General features: G+C 62.6%; 18 protein-coding genes. 8 read left to right on the forward strand and 10 right to left on the reverse strand.

The annotated features are described in order from the left end of the window. Positions 1-184: 184 nt before the first annotated feature. Complete coding sequence (locus tag ACYVK5_RS15255) at positions 185-727, forward strand: hypothetical protein (protein WP_460706450.1); 543 nt, start codon at positions 185-187, stop codon at positions 725-727. Positions 728-1,210: 483 nt separating this feature from the next. Next, positions 1,211-1,597 (forward strand): helix-turn-helix domain-containing protein, encoded by a 387-nt coding sequence (locus tag ACYVK5_RS15260; RefSeq protein ID WP_460706451.1) that lies wholly within the window; start codon positions 1,211-1,213, stop codon positions 1,595-1,597. 184 nt (positions 1,598-1,781) lie between these two features. On the opposite strand, the gene ACYVK5_RS15265 is transcribed toward ACYVK5_RS15260, so the two are convergent. Beyond that, on the reverse strand, positions 1,782-1,973 hold the full coding sequence (locus ACYVK5_RS15265; protein ID WP_460706453.1) for a DUF4177 domain-containing protein: 192 nt from the start codon (positions 1,971-1,973) through the stop codon (positions 1,782-1,784). A 465-nt stretch (positions 1,974-2,438) separates the two neighbouring features. Here ACYVK5_RS15265 and ACYVK5_RS15270 point away from each other — a divergent pair, with 465 nt between their 5' ends. The 3 genes from ACYVK5_RS15270 (at position 2,439) to ACYVK5_RS15280 (ending at position 3,947) form a co-directional block, all read left to right on the forward strand. Then, the gene (locus ACYVK5_RS15270) at positions 2,439-2,975 is read left to right on the forward strand and encodes a hypothetical protein (RefSeq protein ID WP_460706455.1); all 537 of its coding nucleotides are present in this window, start codon (positions 2,439-2,441) and stop codon (positions 2,973-2,975) included. Then, on the forward strand, positions 2,975-3,607 hold the full coding sequence (locus ACYVK5_RS15275; RefSeq protein ID WP_460706457.1) for a nucleotide exchange factor GrpE: 633 nt from the start codon (positions 2,975-2,977) through the stop codon (positions 3,605-3,607). The genes ACYVK5_RS15270 and ACYVK5_RS15275 overlap by 1 nt, the downstream gene beginning before the upstream one ends. 160 nt (positions 3,608-3,767) lie before the next feature. Continuing rightward, positions 3,768-3,947, forward strand: a complete 180-nt coding sequence (locus ACYVK5_RS15280; RefSeq protein WP_460706459.1) for a hypothetical protein — start codon at positions 3,768-3,770, stop codon at positions 3,945-3,947. A 118-nt stretch (positions 3,948-4,065) separates the two neighbouring features. On the opposite strand, the gene ACYVK5_RS15285 is transcribed toward ACYVK5_RS15280, so the two are convergent. Then, the gene (locus ACYVK5_RS15285; RefSeq protein WP_460706461.1) at positions 4,066-5,082 is read right to left on the reverse strand and encodes a hypothetical protein; all 1,017 of its coding nucleotides are present in this window, start codon (positions 5,080-5,082) and stop codon (positions 4,066-4,068) included. An 81-nt stretch (positions 5,083-5,163) separates the two neighbouring features. Continuing rightward, on the reverse strand, positions 5,164-5,643 hold the full coding sequence (locus ACYVK5_RS15290) for an HNH endonuclease (protein ID WP_460706463.1): 480 nt from the start codon (positions 5,641-5,643) through the stop codon (positions 5,164-5,166). Positions 5,644-6,380: 737 nt separating this feature from the next. On the opposite strand from ACYVK5_RS15290, the gene ACYVK5_RS15295 reads away from it, so the two are divergent. Further along, positions 6,381-7,085 carry a hypothetical protein gene (locus tag ACYVK5_RS15295; protein ID WP_460706465.1) on the forward strand — a complete coding sequence of 235 codons (705 nt, stop codon included), beginning with the start codon at positions 6,381-6,383 and terminating at the stop codon, positions 7,083-7,085. A gap of 300 nt (positions 7,086-7,385) precedes the next feature. Here ACYVK5_RS15295 and ACYVK5_RS15300 read toward each other — a convergent pair whose 3' ends face one another. The 4 genes from ACYVK5_RS15300 to ACYVK5_RS15315 all read right to left on the reverse strand — a co-directional run bounded on the left by ACYVK5_RS15300 (position 7,386) and on the right by ACYVK5_RS15315 (position 14,018). Beyond that, positions 7,386-8,171 carry a GIY-YIG nuclease family protein gene (locus ACYVK5_RS15300; RefSeq protein WP_460706467.1) on the reverse strand — a complete coding sequence of 262 codons (786 nt, stop codon included), beginning with the start codon at positions 8,169-8,171 and terminating at the stop codon, positions 7,386-7,388. A gap of 28 nt (positions 8,172-8,199) precedes the next feature. Continuing rightward, complete coding sequence (locus ACYVK5_RS15305) at positions 8,200-10,086, reverse strand: hypothetical protein (protein WP_460706469.1); 1,887 nt, start codon at positions 10,084-10,086, stop codon at positions 8,200-8,202. A gap of 10 nt (positions 10,087-10,096) precedes the next feature. Beyond that, positions 10,097-12,790 carry a TrlF family AAA-like ATPase gene (locus ACYVK5_RS15310; RefSeq protein WP_460706471.1) on the reverse strand — a complete coding sequence of 898 codons (2,694 nt, stop codon included), beginning with the start codon at positions 12,788-12,790 and terminating at the stop codon, positions 10,097-10,099. A 136-nt stretch (positions 12,791-12,926) separates the two neighbouring features. Continuing rightward, entirely contained in the window at positions 12,927-14,018 is a 1,092-nt protein-coding gene (locus ACYVK5_RS15315) for a hypothetical protein (protein ID WP_460706473.1), read from the reverse strand. Positions 14,019-14,380: 362 nt separating this feature from the next. Here ACYVK5_RS15315 and ACYVK5_RS15320 point away from each other — a divergent pair, with 362 nt between their 5' ends. Continuing rightward, positions 14,381-14,638 (forward strand): helix-turn-helix domain-containing protein, encoded by a 258-nt coding sequence (locus ACYVK5_RS15320; RefSeq protein WP_460706475.1) that lies wholly within the window; start codon positions 14,381-14,383, stop codon positions 14,636-14,638. 82 nt (positions 14,639-14,720) lie between these two features. Then, positions 14,721-15,245, forward strand: a complete 525-nt coding sequence (locus tag ACYVK5_RS15325) for a hypothetical protein (protein ID WP_460706477.1) — start codon at positions 14,721-14,723, stop codon at positions 15,243-15,245. Between the two features lie 71 nt (positions 15,246-15,316). On the opposite strand, the gene ACYVK5_RS15330 is transcribed toward ACYVK5_RS15325, so the two are convergent. From ACYVK5_RS15330 to ACYVK5_RS15340, 3 genes are read right to left on the reverse strand one after another with little or no spacing between them, the layout of a single operon-like run. Beyond that, positions 15,317-15,583 (reverse strand): hypothetical protein, encoded by a 267-nt coding sequence (locus ACYVK5_RS15330; RefSeq protein WP_460706479.1) that lies wholly within the window; start codon positions 15,581-15,583, stop codon positions 15,317-15,319. 47 nt (positions 15,584-15,630) lie between these two features. Then, on the reverse strand, positions 15,631-15,969 hold the full coding sequence (locus ACYVK5_RS15335) for a hypothetical protein (protein WP_460706481.1): 339 nt from the start codon (positions 15,967-15,969) through the stop codon (positions 15,631-15,633). Next, positions 15,959-17,761, reverse strand: coding sequence for a polymorphic toxin-type HINT domain-containing protein (locus tag ACYVK5_RS15340; protein WP_460706483.1), 1,803 nt, complete (start codon positions 17,759-17,761; stop codon positions 15,959-15,961). The genes ACYVK5_RS15335 and ACYVK5_RS15340 overlap by 11 nt, the downstream gene beginning before the upstream one ends. Positions 17,762-17,980: the final 219 nt, after the last annotated feature.

Below are 17,980 nucleotides of genomic sequence, written 5' to 3' on the forward strand. Positions count from 1 at the left end.
CGGGCCGGGCTTGCATCGGGCTGTGCCAGCGAGTCGAGACAGGAGCCTTCCATGGTGTAGTCATCCAGCGCTGGCCACGTAAGCAGGTATGTCCCATCGGAGAGTAGGACACAGCGCATGACGCTCCACCAGCCCGTCACACCCACAACTTAGCACCATATGTCTCTAATGGTAGCTTTGCCGGGTGGACGCCTTCCTCGCGCAGCTGCCAACCATCGTCGGCGTGGTGATCGGCGTCGTCGGCACCCTGGCCACGACCGCGGTCACCGACGCCGCGCGCTGGCGCCGGGAACAGCGGGTTCGATTCGACAAGCAGGTGCTCGACGTGAGCGCCGAGTACGTCGCGTCGATCCGGGAGATCGTCCAGACACTGGCCAGCATGACGGTGCACTTGCGGCAGGGTGACAAGTCTCCCCCGCTCGACGCCGACGAGGGATACACACGCCTGCAGGCGGCGAACCACCGGCGGATGCTGGCCTGGGAGTCGCTGTGCCTGATCGCCGACGACGACACGGTGGCCACCGGCGGCCGGATGTGGCACGTGTCGGCGAATCTGGAGTACAAGATCCGGGACCTCGACGCGTTCGACCCGGCCGACTGGGAACCGCTCGACCGGGAGATCCGCAACCAGCAGAAACGGTTCTACCAGGCGGTGCGCCGCAGCCTGGGGATCGGCCCCCTCGCGGTCCCCGTCAGCCGGTACGAGCACCCGCCCGAAACGGACTGAACACGCCACGGCGTGCTGCCCCCGGCAGGGCCCGCCGCCCCGCCCCAGGCGATCTCCTATGCCCTCGACATCGAAGAGGACGAGATCACCGAGAGCGAGCTCAAGGCCGTTCACACGGCTGCAAGCCGTGGAAGGCGCCCGGACGGTGGTCGACACGGTCCCAAGCCCTTCAAACCGAACGGTACCCAGGCGGGGGTCTGGGGGCGTGCCCCCGGGGCGGGGTGTGGGGGCTCCGCACCCACAAGACATGACGAGGGCGAGATGGTCTGGCCCTGCCAGACACACCTCGCCCTCGATCGAGTGGACCTCCAGGGACGCTACTCGAACAACGCGACCACCGTGGGGGTCCGGGGGCTTGCCCCCGGGCGGGGTGTGGGGGTTGCACCCCCACGAAACACGACGAGGCGAGCCGGTCCGCGCTTTCCGCGGACACAGCTCGCCCCTCGCCGAGTGGAGCTGCCGGGACCCCACTACAACACAAATATGCAGGCCAGGCAGCTTGAGAGTCTGCTGCGGAAGCTGCCGGATCTGGCTGGTGCTACTTCCCCATCGCCTGAGCGGTCGGTGCCGGGGCGCGTGAAGCGGCTGAGCCCAGAGCAGATCCGACAGATCGTCGAGGGATACGAAGCTGGTGCGACCGTGTACGAACTGGGCGACCAGTTCGGGATCGATCGCAAGAGGGTGAGCCGGATCCTGAAGGTAGCGGGCGTGCGGACGCGAGGTGCCGGGCTCACGCCAGCGCAGATCGACGAAGCAGTACAGCTCTACGAGGACGGGTGGTCGCCGGCGCAGATCGGCGAGAAGTTCGGTGCTCATGCGCGAACGATCCAGCGGCGGCTGCGGGAGCGAGGGGGCACGGAGCGTGCATGAGCAAGAAGGAGGACGGCGTAGTCGCGTGCCGCCAACCGTAACACCGAGAGAGAGTCACGAGACCTACCTCCCACGCAGCTCGAACGCGCTCCGTGCATGCCTGCGGCACCGTCACCATCCGCACCTCTGGACCTCGGCATTGGTCCACACCGCAACGGAAGGGGGATGGCGACGCCCACCCGCGCTACCTTGCAGGTCGTTTGAAGAACATCATCACTTTCGTCGAGTTGGCGTTGTCACCGGCTACGGCTGAGACAAGCTCCCAGCCCTCGGCGCTGTAGCGATCGAGCACCTCCCCCGTCTGCGACTGGATCGCCTCAAAGTTGAAGTAGCCCCCATATCCTGAAACGACTTCACAAGCATGCTCATAGTCCACGGGATCACCCTACCCTCGATCCGTCGGAGCGAACGGTGCTCGCGTGGTCGAGATCGGCAGCGGGCCGACCTAGTGATCGGCGCACTGTTCGGGACAAGAGTATCCACATTTGAATCCGCGACTACCGAAGTCGCTCGATGACGACGGCCCGCAGTCACTTGGCAGACGTCGCCGACGAATCTACGCCCGCTCCTACCGTTCGGTGATGTACAAGTCCAGGCGGACGCCCGGATGGGGTCAGGCGAGAAGATCTCAAAAGAAACCACATCCAATCAGCCTGATGCCGCTCGACCTCCTCGCTCCAGACGCCTGAGCAGGATCCGAGTGTTCGACTCCCGCCTCGCGGAATTCACTCACTCTCCGATCCCATCGACGGGAAGGATGGCGGCCTAAGCACGCCGACCCTGAACCGCATCAAACCTTCACAGCTCACCCTGGAACGCAGCTCCTCGCCCCCGTACGCTCGTGAGCTACGCCGACCCGGAGGGACTTGCTGTGGAGACTCTTGTACACGTCGATGGCGACCGAGTCACATGGAGCGACGCGGTCGTTCGCGTAGCAGATGCCTTGAACCCGATCAGCTCGCTGGCGCACGACATAGCAAAAACCATCACGACGATCGCCGCGTGCAGGATCGAGATTCGCAAGCTCCACATCAAGGAGATGGAGCTAAGCGCTCTCCACGACATCCACAGCAGCGAACTTCGCCACAGGCAAGCGGCGATCACGCGCGCATTCGATATGCAGATAGCCCATGCCCAGAGTCTGCACGTCACATATCAAGTCCTAATCACCGGGCATGAGACTGCGCACAAAATGCAGACCGACCGTTCGCTTCCCAACGAAGATCGACTCCTCTACCGCGAGACAGCGCTGGATTATGCGAAGCTCCTCGCCAGCGTCACCACCAGTCGGGGCAACCAGCTAGTACGTCTCGTTGACTCTCTCGACCTCACCCCGATCAGTGAGATCGTCGCTCCGTGGCGCCAGATTGAACTCTGATGGATGACTACATCCTCATTGGTGCGATCGCAGTCGCCATCGTTACCGTGACGAACATTTACTTTCTCGGTGTGCGGTCGCCGCATCGACTCGCCGCTCGAACTCTCCGCAAGGCACACGCCGCCAGTGAAGAACTTGCTCGCGCTCGACAAGAATTCGAACGCAAGCGCGCGGCGCTGCAGCAAAAGATCGACGAAGGTCTTCACAAGCTGAACTTCGAAACCCTGAGGCAGGATCATCGAGAGAGCCGCGAGGTTGCCGATGTATGGTACCGACACGTGAAGCAAGCCGGGCGTGCGCGTTACAGCATCTCGAATACCATCGAAGACTTGAAGAAGGACAGAAAGAGGCTTGCCCGAAAGCGGGATCGCGCGCGGGGGACAGCGCACAATCCACTACTGACCGAGCTTGAGAGCCTTCAGACGACAATCGATGCCACCTATACAACAGTCGAATCCTTGCGCGAAGGAATCGACCAAGGCTACACAATGCTCGATGATTTCAACCAGCGAACGGGCCAGATTCGTGATCACATCAGGGATAACTGTGGCCTCGCCGGGCGCGAGTGGTACGAGAGCCTAATGCAGCGCACCGAGAGACGCCAAGAGCGCGAAGAGCGCGAAGAGCAGTAGTCTGTCTATTGACAATAGGTTGCATTTAGTGTATATATGATAATAGCGCTGACACTGTGCACGCGCGTGGAAAGATGCCCTTTACGAAAAGGTCATCCTCCCACGTACGTGGGCCAGGAGCCGGATGTACCGGCCGTGGAGACATTCGTAGGAGACTACGATGTCCGGACGAGAGCAGCGCAATCCGTATGAGGAGCTTAGCCCTGTTGAGTTGACCGAACAGGTGCGGCGAGACCTCGCCGCCGCAGGAGCCGAGCCTTGGATCGTGGAAGAGGCACGCGAACTCAGCGAGCGCATACGCGCCAAGAGCGAAGAGTTGGACGCCAGCCACGAGTCGTGACACAAGCCCGGTCGAGGCGGTGAGTCCATCAGGACTCCCGCCCCGCCGGGCTACTTCTATTGCAGGACGCTCACAGCCAGCGTAACTGAATCTCGGTAGCAACTCTCGGTACGAGTCGTTACTTCTTCGTGAAGGCACTCACCATTGCTGCTGCAAGAATCGCTGCCATCAGGTACGCCATGTATACCACTAGGACGGCACCAACTACGCCAATCACGCCGACGACTATTATGACTAGGATCAACCCAACAATAATCGCGATACACACACTCACTACAAGACCCATAAGCTGAACCGTAGTCGCCTTAGCGATCTCCGAGGCAATTCCCGTCGCCTCACCATCGGGTGAGACTTTTTGCTGTGGCAAAATGAGCGATAGGATGCCAAGGACGCCGAAGCCCACAATGCCTGGGATGGACCCAAGAAGCGTTGCCAATCCCCAAAGGATCGTTACCGGTATTTCGAGGGTCCAAACATCGAGCGCGTGCTGCAACCAGAGCGGGCCTTGACCGAAGGGCCCAGCTGCAACCTCGGGCACGCTCTCATACAGCACATGCCACCCGATCAGCACCGCAAGAACAAAAGCGATAAGCAAGCCCCACTGCCATCGCACCTCGGAGAACGCCAGGACCATGTTTTCTTCTGGTCCAGGCTTCCCAGGCATCCGGCGCATCGCCATGATTGTATTAACAACATAACCGACCGAGATTATCGACAGCCCTACGCCGATCATCAGTACGAGTGTGAAGAGCGGTCCCGTAAACATCCATGCGAAAATGCTCTGACCCTGAACCTCGGTGAGTGCGTAGGTGAGCCAGAGATGAAACCACAAGAGCGCGACGGCGACCGCGCAGAAGGCCAGCGCAAACTTGCCACGAATTGATCGCCCTATGGAGAATTCAATGATTCCGACGAGGCTCTTATAAGACAGCACGATGCCACAGATATTGAGTGCGACTGCGACCAAGAGAGCAATCCCGATGTTGGTGGCGGTCCCGCCATCATCCAGAAGGGTGCAGTAGCTCCCATCAATGCAGTAGGCCAGATCGATAAGATTGGTGACGCCCGCTGGTCTAGATTCGGGATCAATGTATCCATCTCTGGATTCGGGATCAATGTATCCGTCGTCGTCCATCGACACCTCACTAGGTTGAGACGAGCGTCCGCACAGGACGGCGTCGGGGTCACAGCCTGGGATGCGCACCGGCGCAAATGACTACACGACCACCTTGGCGCCCTTGGTGCGGTTGCACTTCCAGCACAGCGTTTGAAGGTTCTCGGGCACGCTGAGCCCGCCCTTGGAGACGGGCATGATGTGGTCCACCTCGAGCAGCAGGTGCGGCTCAGCAGCCACCGAGACCCCGCACTTCAAGCAGGTGTGGTTGTCGCGCTCCTTGATCTGGCTCCGCAGCTTGGTGGTCATCAGCGCGCGCTGCCCGGCAGCGGACTTGGCCCAGCGGATCTTCTCGACCAGCGTCGCCGACAATGCCTCCAGCGTCGGAGTGTTCAGTTCGATGCGCGTCGTCTGACTGCTGTTGCCACCGGCAGAGGTGTACTGGAACTTGTACTGCGGGTACGGCACCTCGATCGGGGACAGGTGGACGCCGACCTGGTCCCAGTACTCCTTGCGGAAGTGCTTCAGGATGAACGCGGGCGGGTCGATCTTCGCGGTGATGTCCGCCTCGCGCTGCTTCACGTTGGCGACGGGCCTCTTCCAGCCGGGCAATGTCGTCAGCGACGCGCTGGACGTCTGCGAGCGTGTCCTTGTCAGCCTTGATGGAGAAGTACTTCATCACGTACTTGAGCGGGTCTGTGCTGGCATTACGCACGACTTGCAGCGAGGCGTTGTGCACGTGCGGGGCATGTTCGGCGACGTTGCGATCGCGCCGGTTGTTCCAGGCCGAGGTGTTCTCGAACGAGGCGAGGTGCGCATACTTCCCGGTGGACGACGATCCGAGCTCAAACGAGCCCCGAGCACGGATCTCCTCGACGTAGTCGACGACGTCGTTGTGCTCGGCAACCACGGAGGCGATCTCTGCCTTGAGCGTCTGGAAGTGCTCGGACGCGAAGTAGGCGTTCATGCGGATGACGCGGACGATGGGGTTGGCGATCAGGATCACGACAAGCGCGATCACTGTCAGCCAGAAGCTCTCCGTGGCCACCGGGACGACGATGACCGCGGCGAGCAGCAAGAGAAGGAGGATCGGTGCGGGCATAGGTGGCAGGTCCTTGGGAGGTCGGCGGTGACAGTGGACAAGGAGGCGTGGCGATGCGGCGAGATGTCCGAGGGGTCGCACTTGTCGTCAAGTAAAGGGCCCCGCCCCGAGATGCGCCACCACTACTGGTCAGGTTCACCCGCTACCCGCCTGCTACGGCACGCATCCTGGCCGCCATGGTCGGATTGCCGCTAGCCGGGACTGGCAGAATGCGGCCATGCCGACTGGTCAGGACACGCACGACGGCGAACGCGTCGAGGTCAAGTTCAAGGCGGCCTGGGACGCGTTTGCCTGGACCTGCTCGACGTTCGTCGCTCCTGAGGCAGCGTTCCAGGCGTGGTTCGCCCACTACCTGATCAGCCAGTTCGGCATCGACCGGGTGGCGCGTGAGCCCATCGTGCGCATCGGGACGTTCATGGATAGTCCGTGGAAGGCACGACTGGGCGGCAGCGGAGAGGCCAAGCTCGACGTCGTGGTCACCCGGAGGCCCGGCGTCCATCTACCGCACTACGCCGGCCTCACCAGATCCTCGGACGGCACCGGTCTGGAAACCTTGAAGGGCCTGGCCGCCATCGCCGAGCTCAAGGTCGGATCCAGCGTCGCCAACGGGCTCGACCACCGAGCTGTGGCAAACGACGTCTGGAAGCTGTCGATGCTGCTGGACGAGTTCGAACTTGGTCACCCTGGCGTAGAACCACCGCTCGCATATGCCTGCGTCCTGGACAACCACCCGCGTCGCCACCAAGACCGTGCCGGGCTCGACCGACTTCTGTCCGAGACCAAGCCCCATCCTGGGGTCTGCATCCTGTATCGCAGTTCCCACGAGCGGCCGGCCGACACTGGCCCGCGCGGCAAGGGACCGGAACCGCGACGCCTCGTCCCCCCGCCCGGACGATGGGACGGGGTGACACCCCAGCAGTAGCAGGCCATCCGGGATGCGCGCGGAGATGCAGGCGAAGCCTTGAGAAGCGCCTTGGGCTACTTGTCCGGACAGTTGCGCTTGTCATGCCCGTGGAAGCCGCACACGCTGCACTTCCCAGCGTTCAGGGACACGTCACACGACCGCTTGTCATGTCCTGGCTCACCGCACCACGAGCAGGTACGCGTCCCACTTGCGCTCATTCCCTTGTCCTTCCGCATGTCCGCGACCGCCACCCCGCGTGACCAGTCTAGATGCCGCGAGTTCGGCGAATCCACACCTTGTGGCACCGTCGAAACGGCTTCAGCTCTCGGGCTCATCTGCGCTGAGGTCCGTGTCGATGTTCAGCGCACGAGTATGCGGCGCGGTCTGCGCCGACAGCACCGCGGCGTTCTCAGCCAAGCGCCGTGCGGACTTGAGGCGGAGGTTCGCACTGTCACCGTTCCCCAAGCGAACCGCCGTGACGATCTCGAATTCGACGGTTCCACCCGCCGTCAGGTGCTCCACGATCTCCTTGTGGATCCGTCGGCTCGTCCGCTGACGGCTGCGGTCCGTCTTGGCGTTGCGATAGTCGCCAGCTCGCCGGGCCAGATCGTCGGACTCGCCGATGTAGTAGATCCGCACGCCGTCCTCGTCCGTCCCAAAGTCGAAGCGGTAGAGGCCCGGTGCCTTCGGAAGAGTTGGGAACTGGGGAAACCCAGCGCCGTCAAGCGATACCTCCCCGACCTTGAACCATCTGAACGCGATCTGAACCTCAAGCAGCTCCCGCCCCTCACAGACGCTCGGATCGAATCGCCGTCGCCGTGATCCGGCACTTCGCACTCTGGGCTTCGAGCTGACCACAGTCGACGGCGAAGCTCCGCCACCGATCTCGAAGCCAATCTTGCGTAGCCACCGACGTGCTTCTTGAGACTGGAAGTCTGTGCGCTCGGCTCCAGTCGCTGCCGCGACCACCTGCTTCACCGGCCAGCGGACGCCGTCGATCTCAACCCAGTACTGGCGGATGTCCTCTGGTACATGGCCGGCAAGGCCTCGTCGCACAAGATCGGGCGTCCACTCAAAGAGTTCACCATCCAGCGAGAGTCGCATGAGTTTCTATCCTCCTCAGCAGCTACGGCTACAGGTCTGCTATGCGAGAGTCACCGGACGGCGTAACGGTGCCGTCCTCGTCGATGCTGCCGACAACCCAGCATCTTCTTCCGGCGTCAAGCACCTCGTCGGTCGGGACAAGTTCCATGCGCGCTCCGTCATCCCACACGAGCGCAGCGACGGGAGCCGCAGCACGCAGCGTTCCCTGCGAGTAGACGTGGACTCGCACCTCGATACCGACAGGTACGGCGCTGAGGTACGCGATCTCTGGGCCGCCATTGAACGTGTCATCTTTCAGAACCGCGTGAGGCATCAAGGGATTCTGGTAGGACATCTCGCCGGCGCGCCCGAGGATATGGAGATCGAGATCGTGCACCGAGGGTAACCAGCGCAGCTCGACGCGTACCGGTCGGCCGATCGGTCCAGGAAGAGACCGGGGAGCGCCCACGCCGGGAAGCGTCGGCTTCGGTGGAGGTGGAAACAGACTGGCCAAATCCTTGCGGAAGGCCGCCGACTCAGCGGGCTTCCCGACACGCACGTTGCGATGCACGTGAGCGCGTTCTGAGGCTTCCGCAGGGATCGTTCTAGCAACCCCGCGCCCGAGCGGACCGTGCGCGACGAGAAACACTTGCTCGCTGGACAGTGCCACCACATAGTCACGGAGTGCCGCAGCTGGCTTGCTCGTCGTGGAGTGCCGATACTGCTTGACCTCGACAGCGACGATGGGCGTTTGATCCGATGCGCGAACGAAACTGTAGTCGGGCTGGACACCATTCTTCCGCCCCTTGCCCACGAGGTCAGAAGCCGGGAACTTTCGTTCGCTCCTAAGCTCGACGTCACCTGCCGCAGCGTCAAGGCGTGCAAGCAACGTCTCGCTGAATGGGAATCTTAAGGCGCCATCTTCGACAACAAATTCGAGCCGCGAGTCGAGAGCACGATCGATCTGCGTCGCGATCCACGCCGAATAGAGGTCGTGGCGCCTCCCCCACGTGGGAAGCGAGAGGACGTCAGTAAACTCCTCAACGAGCCGCTCCCGCATGGAGTCCGTCTCGACTCCCCAAAACTCGGCGAGCCACGCCTCCAACCGGTCGAGCAAGTCATCCCGCACGGGTTCGCCGCGAGCGACCGCCTCAGCGAAACCGCACGCCATGGAAGCATTGGACAATAGCCAGTAGTCACTCGCCTCCCGCGCGATCACAATGTCGGAAGTGTTTTCTGCCACAATCTCCGAGCCGGATGCCCATGCTTCATCACGCTCCGCGTGCACCAGCCAGGCAGTAACTGCGATCGTGTCGTCGCCGATCTCTCCAAGCCGCTCCGCGACGCACCGCAACAGGCGCACGTATTCCTCTAGTAAGCCGTCAACTCGCGAACTGCCAGTCAGCTCGGGGACCGGGACTCCGTCGCCGAACTGCCAGTGTTCACGGCCTACGCTCCAGCCGTGGGTCGAGAGAAACGAATTTAGATCGTATGCGCGAAAGCCCCGGAGCGGGCTCTGCCAAACTCGATCAGGGTCGAACACCAGTGGACGTGTGCGTACGACGACGCTCTCGAGCCGCTCGACCGTCTCACGGAAACTGCCGAGTGAGTCGTCGATCAAGTCACCCTTGTCGAACTCGTAGACGACACGAAGGTTCTCCCGGGTTCCGGACTTGGCGCCGATCCGTGACAGGAGTCGCAGCAGATCGCGAAGCATCCCGGTGAACGACGCCACGACGGGCGCCAACGCGCGGATCAGGTCACGCGGAGTCCACTCGACAGCATCCATCGCTGCCTCTAGCGTGCCCGCAGCGGGTGCTCCTGCGTGCTCAAGGGCGCCTTGGACGCATTGTTTGACGTCAGCGTCGTAGCTCCCAGGCTTCAGCACGCCCGAACGAACCCACTCGCCCCACAGCTCTGTCGCTGTCTGCTGCATCTCATCGCCCTCAGAAGCCGTACAAGTGCTGCCGCGCGTTGAACGCTGCGGAGCCTCCTTCGAGGATGGACTCGGCGAGCCCACGGATCGTCGCATCGTCGAGAGATCCGATGCCGCCTTCGATCGGACTGCCATTCTGACCGCTGCCCTCCAGCGCGACGATTAGTTCGGCGTCGCCCAGGACCGGAACGTTGGCGTTGTGAGTGCTAGCAATAATCTGGCGCTTGCCCTTCAGCTCCCGGAGCTTGCCAACGACTCCGTCGTACACGAAACGGTTGTCGAGGTCGTCTTCGGGCTGGTCGATCACGAGCAGAGCGGTAGAGGCACCCAGGAGAAGAAGTAGCAGTGCCGTGGCACGCTGCCCCTTGGAGAGTTCATCCATCGTCCGGAAATCTCGAGTGCTGGTCCCCGCCTGGACATCAAGACGCACTTCGACCGCCTGCCCGACGCTCTGCTCTTCCAGCTCGCGAAGGAGCGGTTCGCCAGCCCCAATCAGATTCCGAGCCTGAGCACCGCGGATCGAGTAGCGAGTTCCAAGCTCGGACTCACCCTTCCGCACCGCCTCGACGAACTGACGCGTCGAGAATCCGTCGCTGTCAACCGCGTTCATGATCTGCGTGCGCTGACCGCTGAGCGCCGCCGTGATGACCTCCTTGATGTGGGCGCGATCGGGCGACGCGATCGGCTTGACGATCACGACGCCACCGGTCGAGTCGTTGGCAGCGCGTACGGCCTTACTCAGCTCTTCGGACCGCTTGTTCTCGTGGTCGGTCAGCTCCTGGATGAGGGTCTTGCGGCTTGCCAAGAGCTCACTGATGTTCGTGTCGACGCCAGCCTGGCGTGACTTCTTCGCCTTGAGCTCGCCCAGTGCCCTTGCCGTTGTCAGGTACTGGTCGGGGTCGTAGCCGTCTTCAACCAGCTTCCTGAGTACGTCCGCGTTCTCGGTGCGTTGCTCTCGAACGACCGCATCCCATTCCGTGGCAGCAGCCTCAATCTCAGCCTCAGCAGCACTGAGGGCGGTTTGCAGCTCAGAGGCCAGTTCGCGCACCTTGTCCGCAAGACTCGAGGTGGCCGCACGCACCTTGCGCAAGACATCAGCTCTTGGCGATTCCTCAACACCGTCGTAGGCCGCTGTGAGCTGCGCCGTGAGCTGAGCATCGGTCAGCCCGGTAACCGAGGTGCGCGCTGAGGCGATTCGCTGACGGCCTTCTTCCAAGACTGCTTCGTCCTGGCCCAACCTAGTCACCTGCTTGAGGCGGGTCGGAACTTCCGTCTCTTCGTAGTGCTGAACTCGGTCCTCAAGACGCGGGATGTCGGTGAGCTCCTCTTCCAGCTTCGCCTTCTCGTCCTCGGCGCGCTTCAGCTTCTCACGGTTGTCGCGTAGGTCCCTGAGCGTCTTGTTGTGCTCGACTGTCCGACCCGTGTTGCCCTCGAAGCGCTCAAGCATGCTCGCCACCTTCGCGCTGTCGCCGGCCAGTTCAGCAAGCTCGTGCTGCCCGAAGATCTCGACATTTTCGAGGACGTCATGCGGCCTGAGACTCGTAACAGTGCCACTCGAGTCCTTGACGATGGGCGGGTTTGGAACGGAGCGCTCGATGGTGAACGTTCGGGCTGATGGACTCACGGTCTCGACTTCAAGCTTCACAACCGTTCCCGATCGCAGTACGCCACTCACGATCGCCTCGTGGTCTCGCTTCGCGTCCGCCCCAATGGGTACGAGGTCGAGTACATACCGAAGGCTCTCGATGGCCGTTGACTTGCCTGTACCTCGGCCCCCGATGAGGGCAGTCAAGTCGGACGAGAGCGGGATCGTCACTCCGTCGAGGAACCCGCCGACCCACGAGATCTGCTTCAGGAGCGGGCGGGTCACAGACTCGGGATCGGCGAGCGACACACGGGTCTCTGGGGTTCGTACCGCGAGCTTGAAGCTCTCGACGCGGGGCGAACTGACCTTGAACCAGGTCGTCGCACCTTCAGTTGCAAGTGTGTCTGGATGCGACACATCGTCCGCATGGATGACGGCCAGCGGGTGCTTGCGATCGAACGGCTTGCGCCTGTCGATGATCACCTGCTGCTCTTGCGCCGGGGCCACGCTCGGTGTGATGCCGATAGCGTGGAGGTGAGGCTCGTGAATCATGTTCGCAAGGGCGTTGCCCTGTCGGCCTGTCAGCATCCCGCTGTTTGCTACGTTGACGTGCGCCGGGACGACCAATGCCCCCATGTCGGTCATCCTGTCGAGGATGGTTGTGTAGGAGCCGCCGACCGTTCCATTGCTACAACCCGGCGTTACGCCGCAGGCTCCGATCGCAGCGTTGATCGCGGCCATCGACGTGTCGGCGTCGAAGATCACGAGCATGTGGAAGCCTTCGGCCGTGTTCGCTTCGAAGCCGGGAAGCGCCACGATGCCGCGGGCCTTCGCAGCCTCGATCAGTCCGGTGGCCGAGTCAACGCACCAGTGATCGGTGATCGCGATGACCTCGATGCCAAGGGCCTGACACTTGTCGAGTAGCGCGTCGTTGTAGTCAGCCTCCGAGGAGAAACGGGTGGAGGGCGCGCTGCGGCCGTGGTAGCCGTACGGGTTGACCTGTAGCGCAGCGCGAACCCAATGGGCACCAACGGGCTCCTCGTTCGCGCGCAGCCCGAGCCCGTCCACCCCTTTCGCTACAGACTCGGGGCCCATCGTCGCATCCTCCACGGTCACCATGCCGCCTCCCAGGCGTTGTCCAGGACGTGCTCCAGTGTGATGGACCTAACGGTAGACGCGCTGACTGACATGCCGGATACTCCCCGGCAATGTGCAACTGGGGCGCAAGCAGCTGGGGACTGGACAGGCGTCGCTGTCACTCCAGTTCGTCCTCAAGCACCCACACGAACGCGACGCCGGAGCGCGGGAAGATCCAGCCGTCGAAGTTGACGGACACGGCGCGCTCGGGAACCGATGGCGGTGTCACGTCGACGGTGGACGCCTTCGGGCTCGCGACGAAGTCGAGGGTGTTGACCCGGCGGATACCTGCGTTGCCGTAGCTGAGCTTGACGCTCAGCCCCTTGGTCGGCCGCGGCAGGTCGAGGTACAGCAGGTGGCCATGGCGCTGGACGAGCACGCGGTAGGTGTAGGCGATCGTGACTTCGCGACCCTCGCCGGCGCTCTTGCCGAGGTTGACTGTGTAGTACTGCGACCCCTTGCGCTCGGTACGGCGGATCGGCCGGTCCTTGCCGTCAACACTGAGTTCGACGAGCTCGAACGTGGTGAGCGAGGCAGCGTCGACGCTCGTGGATGTACGCCAGGCGAAGTTGACATTCGGGTCGCGGTAGAGCTCGCGGTACTCGTCGAGATCGGAGACGCAGGCGAACCGCATCGTCGGACCGGCCGGGACGACTCGGTACTGCCAGCGCATGGTGGCGACGAACATCGAGCCCTGGCCCGTCTCGGGGCCTGCATCCCACGGCGTCAGGCTCACGGAGATGTCGACGTCGTGCCATCGCTCTGGTGCTCGGATGATCTGGTCGCGTAGGTCGGTGTAGAGATCCTCTGCGAGTGCGGCGTCGTCGAGCCGCAGACCGAGTGCGCCGGATGCCACTCGGTCGAGGGTTTCGGGTGAGGCCAGACCCTTCAACGCCTCGGCGTTGAAGGCGAAGCTGTCAAGGACAGCGTCGCGGATCGCCGGCGCTTCCCGGCGTACCGCCTCGCTGATGCGCTGCTCGGTGCGTACGTCTCCATGTTTGCGGTCGACGTACTCGAAGAAGACGGCCAGCAGGCCGGTACCGAAGAGCGTGGAGCCGATCTCGCCGATGGGAAGTGGTGCGATCCAGGCTGGTGCTCCTGGCTGCGCGCCCCAGTGGGCCAGCACCAGTCCGGCGATCCCGCCGACCACAGCAATCACAGCGAGGAGCTGCAACTTGGTCTTGTAGAGCTGATCCAGCGGGTGTTTCATACTTCAAGCTCGATTATACAAGAAATCGGCTTTGATGTTAAATAATGCGCGAAGCCCCTGGGTGATGAGAGCACCCAGGGGCTTCGCTGTGCCACGGAGAGCGATCAGGTGTCGCCGTCTCCGCCGCCTCGCAGTGCGTTCATGCGTCTCACCTCCTGGTCGTCTCGTGCTGCTCCCCACCTGCCAGAACAGGTCGGCAACGACGGGCCCTGGGCTACGGAACAGCCCTATAGGCCCGGCCGTTTCCGCAGGTCAGGTGGGTCGAGACGTGACGTTACCAGGATTCCGGCGCCCTGTACATATACGCTTTAAACTTAACGTCTCTGGATCCTTGTGATTGAGGCGTATGGGCTTAGAACACCATGGCCAAGCCCCCGAAGTCCGAAGCCGCGAAGGAGTTCGGCGCCCGCGTCCGACAGCGACGCCAGGCGCTGGGCAAGAGTTTGGAACAGCTCGACGAGATGGGCGGCGGCCACTGGTCCTTCCTCGGGCAGGTCGAGCGAGGCCAGCGCAACCCGACGCTGCACAACATCCTCAAGATCGCGGAGGCGCTCGGCGTCGACCCAGCCGAGTTGATAACGGGGCTCCGTCCGCCAGTGGGGAGCGACGGCAGTAAGTAGTCTCCTCCGCTGTCGCGGGGCCACCACGCCGCTCGCCAGATAATCCGTAGCATCGGCAAGACCGCGCCGATACGCTGTGCTGATGTCCGACGAGACTGGCTTCTCAAGTGACCAGGCCACTACGGCTCCTCCCCGGGATGCAGCAGCCAGCGGGATCCCCAACCACTTCTTTGGGAGCCTCACGACCGACTTCTACGCGGGCATCGGGCGGATGTCTGCCCTCTCTGCCTTGCTCGAGGACCGACTCCGTGCTCTGGTCCAGGCGATGAAACGCGTCCCACAGACGAAGTACACGCGAACGACGATTGGCGGCCTCGTCACGATGGCTGAAGAGCGGGCGCGCACTCTCGGCGATGACTGGGAAGCCTTCGGCGAGTTCACGATGCGCCTCCGCGACGTCCTCCAACTGCGGAACGACCTGGTGCATAACCTCTGGCAGCCGAAGCCCGGCGGCACGTTCTTCGGCCACCGCGATGGCCAGGAGCCGGCCACCATCTCACTCAGCGATGTCGAGACTGGGGTATCCGAACTCGTCGCTCTGTATGGGGAGTGGCGCCACTGGTACGACCTCGCAGGTGCATTGCCGATCCAGTCCGAGCGCTCCTGAACCTCCTCGACGGCAGTCCCGGCGAGACCCGCGGAGTCGTGCCTGTATGGCTCGATCGAGATCAAGTTCTGCTACGCGGCGCGAGCCTCAAGGCCAGACACGCGGTGGTCCAGTTTTTCGATGGACTGGTCGTGACGGTCGATCGACTCCTCGTGGCGATCAAGTTGTGCAGCGTGGGCGGCTCGTTCAGATTCTTCGACGTCGTAGCGACGCGTAACATCATCGAGGAGTTCGTAGACACGGCCGATGTCTCGCTTGACACCCTCAAACTGATCGTCCATGTCCTGGCGCATGTCTTGCATGTATTTGAATAGCTCAGTGAATTCATCCTCTTTCATGAATCCATTTAACTATGATGGGGCAGTAATGTAAACGGAAATGAGGCTCAGCGCGCCTCGGCCTCGCGAGCCATTGTTTCCCCGTGCTCGGTCAGGCGCAACCGGAATCCCGCACCCATCGGTTTCCAGTCGAGTTCATCCAACTCGTCCCTCGACCGGATCAGCCAGTCATCTACCGTGCCGGGCCAATCTTCGAACCCGGCATCGCCGAGACGCCCGGGAACCATCAGACCACTCGAATAGAGTCGGCCAAGAATTTCGATCGCCCGTTCCTTGGAGTCTTCATTGACGTCGCCGCGAGTCGTGAACCACACAACGTTATGGAGCGAGACCCAGTCGTCGAGGCCATCCTCTAAAAACTCGGAGATGATCTCATCATCCTCCATTGATGTGCACCTTTCGCTCCCTGCCCGCCATGGGCAAGATTTCTATCGTCGCGCCGCCAGATTTCGACGAGGTACGCCACTGAATCCGAGTGCCGTCGGCCAGTTCGAACGCGTCGGAAACCTTATCACCGCGAGGCTCAACCCGCTCCGCTCCTGCGGACCAACTGTCGAAAACCTCCCTGAGCTCGTCGTGTGACGACACCGTCTTCACGTACTTGTTCTTCGGATTCCGACCCGGATCAAGCTTTCGGAACGACGTCATCACGTTGTCAAATGTCATCGACGCGCCAACCACCGGCCCACACGCGTTATGGACGAGGATCGCGTCGATGCCGACGTGGTAGGTGTGGAGGCCGAGAACAGTGAAGTTGTAGGCGGCACCTTCGCGTGCCGTCCCGGTGTCGAGCCCTCTGACAGTCAGTTCGGTCCCGGTAGCCAATAGGACCTTCTCACCAGGAGCAAGGTCCCTCGCGTCCTCGAAGGTGCGGTCGGTCGACGACCAGAAGGGGTGATCGGCGGTCGTGGTGATCGTCTCACCGCCGGCAAGCCGGAGATCCACGAGCGTGTCCTGGTGGACGAAGGTGTCGATCACGCGACGCGGGCCGCTCACGCCGGAGATCGGGTCCGTCGCATGGACTTCATCACCGGGTCGGACGTCCTGGATGGGCTTGTACGTGCCATCGGCCATCAGTACGGGCGTCGTCGCGGCGAAGGATCTGAAGCACCCGCGCGGCGCTGCGACCGGGAGCTTCTTTCCCTTCGTCGCGATGAACGTGACGATCTTCTCGACAGCTCTGACGACCGCGGGGATCACCTTGATGGCTTTGATGGCCTTGGCGACGGGCAGGACGTTGATTAGGACCATCACGCAGGCGAGGATGTCTGCCTTGGTGAAGCAGTTCTCGAGATCGGTCAGGCCGATGAAGTCCTTCACTATCGGCCACAGCTCCTGAATGATCAACTGCTCGACATCCGCTTCGACAGCCACGGTAGATTCCGGCGTGCTTGAGTCGAGCGGGAGCAACGGTTCTGGAACGGTGGATCCGCTGACCGCCCGTGTCAGGCAGACTTCCGAATCCTCGGCGTCGTGCTCGAATACCTGTTCGTGGTAGACCTCAGTATTGACGATGCACGCGCCGAACGGACCGTCCATGATCCCGCCCCACGTGACGACCGTCTGATCCTCGCCTACGTACTGGCGCAGGTAGGTATCGAGTTCCGACGTGAAGCGCAAGCGCGCCAGACTGTATTCGGACTCGAAGTAGAGAACTTTGCCTTGGAGGACCTCGTTCCCGATGGGCTGGTAGTCGTCGACCTCCGCCGGCTTGGCAGAGACAAACTGCCGCGGCCCCTGGTAACCGACTCGGGGATCGGCATCGCTCCGGCCCTCGTCGGCGGTCTGGAATCGGACCACCGAAGCGTGGGCGACCGATGCCGGAGACGTGCCTTCAAAGCGTGAACCGTCTACCGCCGCGCCTGCGTCATTCGCACCCGTCTCGTCGGCGGCCGCAGCACCGGTGCCGGTCAGCTCGCCACCCAGGGTCCGGTAGGTCCGGGCGTACGGATCCAGGGTGTCCGCGGTGATCGCAGGGTCGTCTTTCGCGGCGACATAGTCGAGCACACCATCGGCGTCCACATGCCCGTCAATCGCATCCAGCTCACCCATGACCGAGGCAGCCGTGAGGTCGTCGGGAACCTGATCCGGGTACGTCTGCCGAACCTGAGCAATCGCCTGCTCCAGGAACCGTTCGACGTCGGGCAGCTTCTCCAGCTCGGAGCTGACATCCACCACGGATGCACCCTCGCCACCCGTCGATGTCGGGGACGGCTGCGGGTCGTTCGCCGCCCTCGTGCAACCAGTCATGGCGACCGCTACTGCTGTGATCGTCAGCATCACGACCCCGCGAACCGACCGGGCGCGAGCTTTGCGAGCGAGCATGGACAACCCTCCCAGGGCCGGTCGGTTCGTTTTCGTTCTGTTATCTGATCAGGGTGAGCGCTCGTTCCGGGC

This window comes from Myceligenerans halotolerans, from assembly GCF_054782975.1.

Coding starts and splice junctions, on each gene's coding strand:
- ACYVK5_RS15260 (WP_460706451.1), top strand. CDS start 1,211: ATGCAGGCCAGGCAGCTTGAGAGTCTGCTGCGGAAGCTGCCGGATCTG.
- ACYVK5_RS15275 (WP_460706457.1), top strand. CDS start 2,975: ATGGATGACTACATCCTCATTGGTGCGATCGCAGTCGCCATCGTTACC.
- ACYVK5_RS15280 (WP_460706459.1), top strand. CDS start 3,768: ATGTCCGGACGAGAGCAGCGCAATCCGTATGAGGAGCTTAGCCCTGTT.
- ACYVK5_RS15285 (WP_460706461.1), bottom strand. CDS start 5,082: ATGGACGACGACGGATACATTGATCCCGAATCCAGAGATGGATACATT.
- ACYVK5_RS15295 (WP_460706465.1), top strand. CDS start 6,381: ATGCCGACTGGTCAGGACACGCACGACGGCGAACGCGTCGAGGTCAAG.
- ACYVK5_RS15300 (WP_460706467.1), bottom strand. CDS start 8,171: ATGCGACTCTCGCTGGATGGTGAACTCTTTGAGTGGACGCCCGATCTT.
- ACYVK5_RS15305 (WP_460706469.1), bottom strand. CDS start 10,086: ATGCAGCAGACAGCGACAGAGCTGTGGGGCGAGTGGGTTCGTTCGGGC.
- ACYVK5_RS15310 (WP_460706471.1), bottom strand. CDS start 12,790: ATGGTGACCGTGGAGGATGCGACGATGGGCCCCGAGTCTGTAGCGAAA.
- ACYVK5_RS15315 (WP_460706473.1), bottom strand. CDS start 14,018: ATGAAACACCCGCTGGATCAGCTCTACAAGACCAAGTTGCAGCTCCTC.
- ACYVK5_RS15320 (WP_460706475.1), top strand. CDS start 14,381: ATGGCCAAGCCCCCGAAGTCCGAAGCCGCGAAGGAGTTCGGCGCCCGC.
- ACYVK5_RS15325 (WP_460706477.1), top strand. CDS start 14,721: ATGTCCGACGAGACTGGCTTCTCAAGTGACCAGGCCACTACGGCTCCT.
- ACYVK5_RS15330 (WP_460706479.1), bottom strand. CDS start 15,583: ATGAAAGAGGATGAATTCACTGAGCTATTCAAATACATGCAAGACATG.
- ACYVK5_RS15335 (WP_460706481.1), bottom strand. CDS start 15,969: ATGGAGGATGATGAGATCATCTCCGAGTTTTTAGAGGATGGCCTCGAC.